This is a genomic window from Arthrobacter sp. Y3224198 (genome assembly GCF_059090025.1).
Window position 1 is genome coordinate 1 of sequence record NZ_JBNHFG010000059.1, and the last position, 6,217, is coordinate 6,217.

6 protein-coding genes are annotated in these 6,217 nt (G+C 67.1%); 2 read left to right on the plus strand and 4 right to left on the minus strand.

The window, feature by feature from the left end:
• From AC5RUF_RS16150 to AC5RUF_RS16160, 3 genes are all read right to left on the minus strand, one after another.
• Positions 1–924 (minus strand): CpaE/TadZ family protein (locus AC5RUF_RS16150; RefSeq protein ID WP_494131266.1); only part of this gene is annotated, 924 nt, incomplete at its 3' end.
• 82 nt (positions 925–1,006) lie between these two features.
• Positions 1,007–2,332 carry a type VII secretion integral membrane protein EccD gene (gene eccD / locus AC5RUF_RS16155; RefSeq protein ID WP_494131267.1) on the minus strand — a complete coding sequence of 442 codons (1,326 nt, stop codon included), beginning with the start codon at positions 2,330–2,332 and terminating at the stop codon, positions 1,007–1,009.
• A gap of 5 nt (positions 2,333–2,337) precedes the next feature.
• Positions 2,338–2,667, minus strand: a complete 330-nt coding sequence (locus AC5RUF_RS16160; protein ID WP_493996198.1) for a hypothetical protein — start codon at positions 2,665–2,667, stop codon at positions 2,338–2,340.
• Positions 2,668–2,842: 175 nt separating this feature from the next.
• Here AC5RUF_RS16160 and AC5RUF_RS16165 point away from each other — a divergent pair, with 175 nt between their 5' ends.
• Positions 2,843–3,160 carry a DUF6457 domain-containing protein gene (locus AC5RUF_RS16165; RefSeq protein ID WP_493996197.1) on the plus strand — a complete coding sequence of 106 codons (318 nt, stop codon included), beginning with the start codon at positions 2,843–2,845 and terminating at the stop codon, positions 3,158–3,160.
• 23 nt (positions 3,161–3,183) lie between these two features.
• On the opposite strand, the gene AC5RUF_RS16170 is transcribed toward AC5RUF_RS16165, so the two are convergent.
• Positions 3,184–5,532 (minus strand): FdhF/YdeP family oxidoreductase, encoded by a 2,349-nt coding sequence (locus AC5RUF_RS16170; protein ID WP_494131268.1) that lies wholly within the window; start codon positions 5,530–5,532, stop codon positions 3,184–3,186.
• 360 nt (positions 5,533–5,892) lie between these two features.
• On the opposite strand from AC5RUF_RS16170, the gene AC5RUF_RS16175 reads away from it, so the two are divergent.
• Positions 5,893–6,216 carry a hypothetical protein gene (locus AC5RUF_RS16175; protein WP_494131269.1) on the plus strand — a complete coding sequence of 108 codons (324 nt, stop codon included), beginning with the start codon at positions 5,893–5,895 and terminating at the stop codon, positions 6,214–6,216.
• The last annotated feature ends 1 nt before the right edge of the window (position 6,217 follow it).

A 6,217-nucleotide genomic window follows, 5' to 3' on the forward strand; every position in this document is an offset into this window, starting at 1 on the left:
GGCCTCCAGGCGGGTGCGGCGGGCCAGCAGCCCCAGGCTGATTTCGACTCCCGCCGCAAGGTGCCGGTCATAGCCCAGCCCGACGGCGTCGACCCCGCCCCGCGCCAGCCGGCGGGCTTCCGCGTCGGCCCGGAACGGTCCGTCGGGCAGTGTCTGCACCACAACCACCAGCAGCCGGGTGGCGGCCAGGGCAGGATCCCGGCGCCAGGCGGCGGCATAGGCGGCGGCATCTTCCAGCCCGGCCACGGAGGCAGGCGTGGCGAACACGGCCAGGTGCGACTGGCCCAGCGCCCAGCGCGTGGAGGGCAGGTCCAGTCCGGTGCCGCAGTCCAGCACGGTGAGGGGGCAGTAGCGGGAGATGGCCAGCGAGAGGGCCTTCGCGGCGTCGTCGGACGCCGGACGGGGGTGGGTGCCGCGCCGGCCGGTGACCAGGAGGTTGCCCGGCCCGGCCTGGGTGAGGAGTGCGGCGAGGTCGGACAACGACGCCGGCTGGCGGCGGGCCAGCTGCTCGGCCGCGGCGTCGAGGGACGGGGCGTCCGGGACGCCGGCGCGCAGGGCCAGTGTCCCGGCGGCGGGTGCGTTGTCCAAGACCGTGACCGCGTCGGTGCGCATGGAGGAGTAAACGCAGCCCAGCAGGGCGGCAACGGTGCTCTTTCCGGCGCCGCCGCGGGAACCGATGACGGAGATCCGCCGGCCGGTCGCCACCGGCACCTGCGCTCCGGCGGCTGCCTCGGCCAGCAGGCGGGGATAGTCGTCTCCGCGGAAGAGGTTCCCGGCGGTGCCCAGGACACGGCGTACCGGCCCCTCGGCGGGACGGGTCCGCAGGGTGCGGCGGAGCCGCTGCGGCGTGGATTCGAAACCGTCCGCAGTGGCGATGCCTGGGGCGCCGTACGGTACCGGATCGGCGTTCACGGATTGGGTCATGACTGGTGTCCTCCACCGGCAGCAGCGGCCGGATCAGCGGTACGGAAGGGAACGGTGTCCCGGGGGAGCGGAGCAGGGAGCATCAGAAGCTGCCCAGCAGCTGGCTGAAGATGCCGAACATGCCGATGATCAGCGGGACCGATGCCAGGATCGCGATGGTCTCCAGGCGCTTGGCCAGCAGCCGCAGGCGGGCTGCCGTGTGGTCCGGCAGGTTCAGCGTCAGGCTGACCGCGATGCACGCGGCAAGCAGGAGCACGGCAAGTCCGGCAACCCACGGCTGGTCGGGGAAGAAGCGCAGGGAAGCGGCGGTCAGCGCCACCAGTCCCACGCCGGACGCGGCGTAAAGGGAGATCCGTTCCGCAGCCAGGGGAAAGGACCGGGCGCGCAGGAAAACGGCCAGGACCAATGCCAGCAGCAGCGGGAGCGTCCATTTCTGGTCCGCCGTGTCCGTGCCCAGCATCCACAGCCCCAAGGCGATGGACACGGCGGTCAGTACGGTGCCAAGGGTCAGGCCGCGGTGCGCTCCGGCCACTGCCTCGAGGGCGTCGGTGCGGCCGATGGTGCCGCCCTTGGCCCGCTGGTCATCCAGCGTGGCCAAGCCGGAGGTGGCCAGGGCCAGCTTGGGCAGCAGGCCCAGCAGCAGCACGCTGGCGGCGGTGGCCAGGGCGGCCGTGTGTACCGGATCGCGGGAGATCAGTCCGGCAGCAGCCCAGAGGGTCGCAGCCAGGGCCAGGGTTCCGGCACCGGTGAACAGGGCCCGCGGATTGGGCGCGCTCAGTCCCATCCCGACGAGGGTCAGGACCGAGAGGGCTGCCAGCAGCAGTGCCGTGGGTTCCAGCGGCAGGCCGCTGCGCAGGAGTGCGCCCAGGCCCAGCAGCCAGCCCGCGCCCTGGAGGGTCGGTCCGATGGCCGACGTGCGGGGCGGCCGCGCCGCCGCCGTCCCCGCCACCAGCAGGATCAGGGACGCGGAGAGCAACAGCCACCAGGCATCGTCCGGAGCCAGGGCTGCCAGCAGCAGTTCGGCGCCCGCCCAAAGGCCGACGGCGGCGAAGACACCGGCGGTCAGCTCCCGGAAACGGTTGGTCCAGCGGCCCGAGACGGCCTCGGTCTCACTAACCACCAGGTCCGTGACGTCGTACACCACCGGTGCCGGCGGGGCTTCGGAAGCGTTGCAGAGCATCAGCGAGGAACCGTCGGCAATGTCTGCGTTGCTGAGGGTGGTCTCGGCGGAGAGCTCGGTTCCGTCCGGTCCCACCAGCACCTTGGCGGCGACTTCGTCAGCGGGAGGGTCATTCAGCATTTCCAGGACCTGCGGCATCAGCGTGCCTACCGGCTGGTTGGATGGCAGCAACAGGTCCAGGTGTCTCCGTGACCCGATCAGGGTCACTCGGGTGAAGGCATGCGCCATGGCGGCTAGGATCCTGTCTGCATGGGATAGGTGATGAAGAGACTGGTGCCGGAGGCGCCGGCGTCGTAGTCCGCCGGATGAAAAGCGGATGAGTTCTGTTGCTGGCGCTGCTGTTCCTGTTTCTGCCGGTTTTCTTCCAGCAGGTTGCTCACAAAGGAGTACCCCACGCAGACAGCCGCTATCACGGCGGCCGCGGCCACGCTGAACAGGAACAGGCGCACGCTGTCTACCCAGCGCCGTTCGTTCTCGTTTTCGCCGTAGAGCAGGGCAGTCAGCAGCCGGTTCCGTCGCACGGCAACGGATTCAATCAGCTGATTGTCATAGTCGCTCGCCAAAAATCAGTCCCCCCACCACTTGGACAAGTACCGGACATATCCTTACACGATCCGGCAGCGGTCTGCGTCACATATGGCGTGGCGCTGGTGCTGCGGCGCATTGTGTCCGCGGCGTCACCGGTGCTAATGCTTGAGGGACCGGAATTCGCACCGCACCCGACTGAAGGAGCCTGAAATGAGCACTGACCCGGAAATTGAAGAACGCCGGCTGAATGACTGGAGCCGGCGGCTGACCCAGGCGCTGCAGATCCTGGACCTGGAGGTGGAGCCGGCCATGCTGATTGAGCTGGGGCGGAAGTCCGGGCAGACGGTGTCTCCGGATGCCGGCCTGATCAGTGCGTTTATGGTGGGGTACGCCGCCGGGCTGACCACCACCAGCGGGCGGAAGTCAGCGGAGGAATCGGTGCGCAAAGCCGCGGATACCGCCTTCCAGCTGGCGGAGACCGGCCTGGAGGGGCCGGACCAGCCGGGCTGGAAGGGGTCCGCGCAGTAGCAGCATCCCCGCCGTGCGTCCGGCTAGGCCGGAGCCGGGGCCCGACGCATCTTGTCCTCGGGACCGGCACCGGCGTTAGCCGTCGGCTGCACCCGGACCAGCACGGTCTTGGAGACCGGGGTGTTGCTGCCTTCGGCCACATGGTCCATCGGTACCAGCACATTGGCTTCGGGATAGTAGGCGGCCACGCATCCCTTCGGCGTGGGGTAGGAGACCACCCGGAAGTTGCGCAGCACCCGCTCCACGCCGTCGTGGTGGACGCCGTGGATATCCACGTACTGTCCGTCCGCCAGGCCCAGTTCGGTGATGTCGCCGGCGTTCATAAAGAGCACGTGCCGGCCGCCCTTGATGCCGCGGTAGCGGTCATTGTGCCCGTAGATGGTGGTGTTCCACTGGTCATGTGAGCGCATGCTCTGCAGCAGCAGGGTGCCCTCGGGCCGCTGGACCGCTTCCAGGTCATTGACGGTCAGGATGGCCTTGCCGGTGGGCGTGTGGAAGGTACGGGAATCCCGTGGCCCGTTGGGCAGGACAAACCCGCCTTCATGGCGGATCCGCTCGTTGTAGTCCTCGCAGCCTTCCACCACCCGGGAAATATGGTCCCGGATCAGGTCGTAGTCCTTTTCATAGCCGGCCCAGTCGGCGTCGATCCGGTCTCGGATCACCCGTGCGCCCAGCCGGGCGATCAGGGCCGGTTCCGACAGCAGGTTCGGGGAAACCGGTTCCACGCCGCCGTGCGAGGCATGCACTACGCACACCGTGTCCTCCACCGACACGAACTGCCGGCCGGTCTCCTGCACGTCGATCTCGGTGCGGCCCAGGACCGGGAGGATCAGTGCTTCCTTGCCGGTGACCAGGTGGGACCGGTTGAGCTTGATGGAGATCTGCACGGACATGTCGGTCTTGGTCATGGCTTCCTCGGCCAGTTGGGTGTCCGAGATGGCCGAGATCAGGTTGCCGCCCAAAGCCATAAAGAACTTGATGCGTCCATCCTGCATCTGGTGGAAGGTCTCCACCGCGTCGGCCCCGTGGTCCCGCGGCGGATCGAAACTGAACTCCTTGCCCAGCGAGTCCAGGAAGGTGCCGGGCATCTGCTCCCAGATACCCATGGTGCGGTCACCCTGCACGTTGCTGTGCCCGCGGATGGGGGCCGCGCCGGCGCCGGGCTTGCCGATGTTGCCGCGCAGCAGCAGCAGGTTGATGATTTCCTTGATGGTGGCAACACCCTTTTTCTGCTGGGTGATGCCCATGGCCCAGGTGATGATGACCTTTTCCGCTCTCAGGTAGCGGTCCGCCAGCTCATCGATTTCCTCCGCGCGGAGGCCGGTGGCTTCCAGCACCTCGGCGTCGTCGAGCAGTGCCAGGTGTTCCTGCAGGTCGGCCAGCCCCTCGCAGTGCTTTTCGAGGAAGTCGTGGTCCAGCACGGTGCCCGGGTTCTTCGCCTCGGCTTCCAGCACGCGCTTGGACACGGCCTGCAGCAGCGCCATGTCCCCGCCCAGCCGGACCTGCAGGAACTGGTCCGCCAGTTCCGTGCCCTTGCCGGCAATGCCGCGGGGCTTCTGCGGGTTCTTGTAGCGCCGCAGCCCGGCTTCAGGCAGGGGATTCACGGCCACGATGTTGCCGCCGTTGCGCTTGCATTCTTCCAGTGCGGTGAGCATGCGCGGGTGGTTGGTGCCGGGGTTCTGGCCCATCAGGATGATCAGGTCCGCCTGGCCGAAGTCGTCATAGGTCACTGTGGCCTTGCCGATCCCGATGGTCTGTCCCATGGCCCAGCCGGAGGACTCGTGGCACATGTTGGAGCAGTCCGGCAGGTTGTTGGTGCCGTAGGCACGGACAAACAACTGGTAAAGGAATGCCGCCTCATTGGAGGTGCGGCCACTGGTGTAGAACGCCGCTTCATGCGGGGACTCCAGGCTTTTGAGCCGCTGCGCCACAATGTCCAGGGCTTCGTCCCAGCTGACCGGACGGTAGTGGTCCTCGTCCGCCGGCTTGTACAGCGGCTCCGTCAGCCGTCCCTGCATGCCCAGCCAGTATTCGGTGCGCTCGCGGAGCTCGGTCAGGCTGTGTTCGGCCCAGAAGTCAGAGGAAATCACCACAGGTGTGGCTTCCCAAGTGACGGCCTTGACGCCCTCCTCGCAGTACTCGAACGGGCTGCGGTGCTTGGGATCGGGCCAGGCGCAGCTTGGGCAGTCGAAGCCGTCCTTCTGGTTCATGCGGAAGGTGGTTCCCAGCGCCCGTGCCAGCCCCATCTGCTCGATGGCGGGCTTCATGGAGTGGTACACCGCCGGCAGGCCCGCAGCCCAGGCCTTGGGCCGGGACTCCACCTGGATGTCCTTTTCGTTGACGTCTTCCATCCGGGGTTCTTTCCTGGCCACGGTAGGCACTTCCCTTCATCGCTCATTGCAAGGCTGCCGGTCCGCGCCGAGGGGCCGCCCTTTTGCCTACCAACAGGCCTAGCAGTCGCAGGCCGTTGCTGCAAGCACATTGGGCCTGCGCGGGCCGGATGGGTACCTCCAGGTGGGTCACTTGGCAGGACGAATATCCCGTTGGGGGCGGGGATGGGTAGTTCTGCCCATGTGTTTTCCTTGACCGGTTTTGTTTTGGTGGGTTTGATGGGGGTTACCGGCAACGGAAATGGATTTGCCTTTGTGGTGGATTCGTCCGGCTGCTCGGGGGAACAGTTTCGGACGAGGGCGCCGTGGGGTGCCAAAAGGTGGTTTTTCATGAAATTCGATATGGGTTCTTCTACCCTGGGCACGTTGACGCAGCAGACCGGTTCCTCGAATGAGGATCTGGGGCAGCTGGTGCGGAACCTGATGGAGGCTGCTGCTCCGTTGGAGGGCAAGTTCAACGGTGCCGGCCGGGTGAAGTTCGATGAGTTCAAGGCCCGTACCGATGAGGTGGCCAACGAGTTGAACAGTTCCCTTTCGGCGATCCTGATGGGCCAGTCGGAGATGGACCGGTCGTTCCAGACCGGTGACCAGGAGGCTGCGGATAACGCGGCGCAGCAGCAGGGTTCGGCGGCGTTCGACGCCGCGCGGTTCGGTTCCTCGCGCTAGG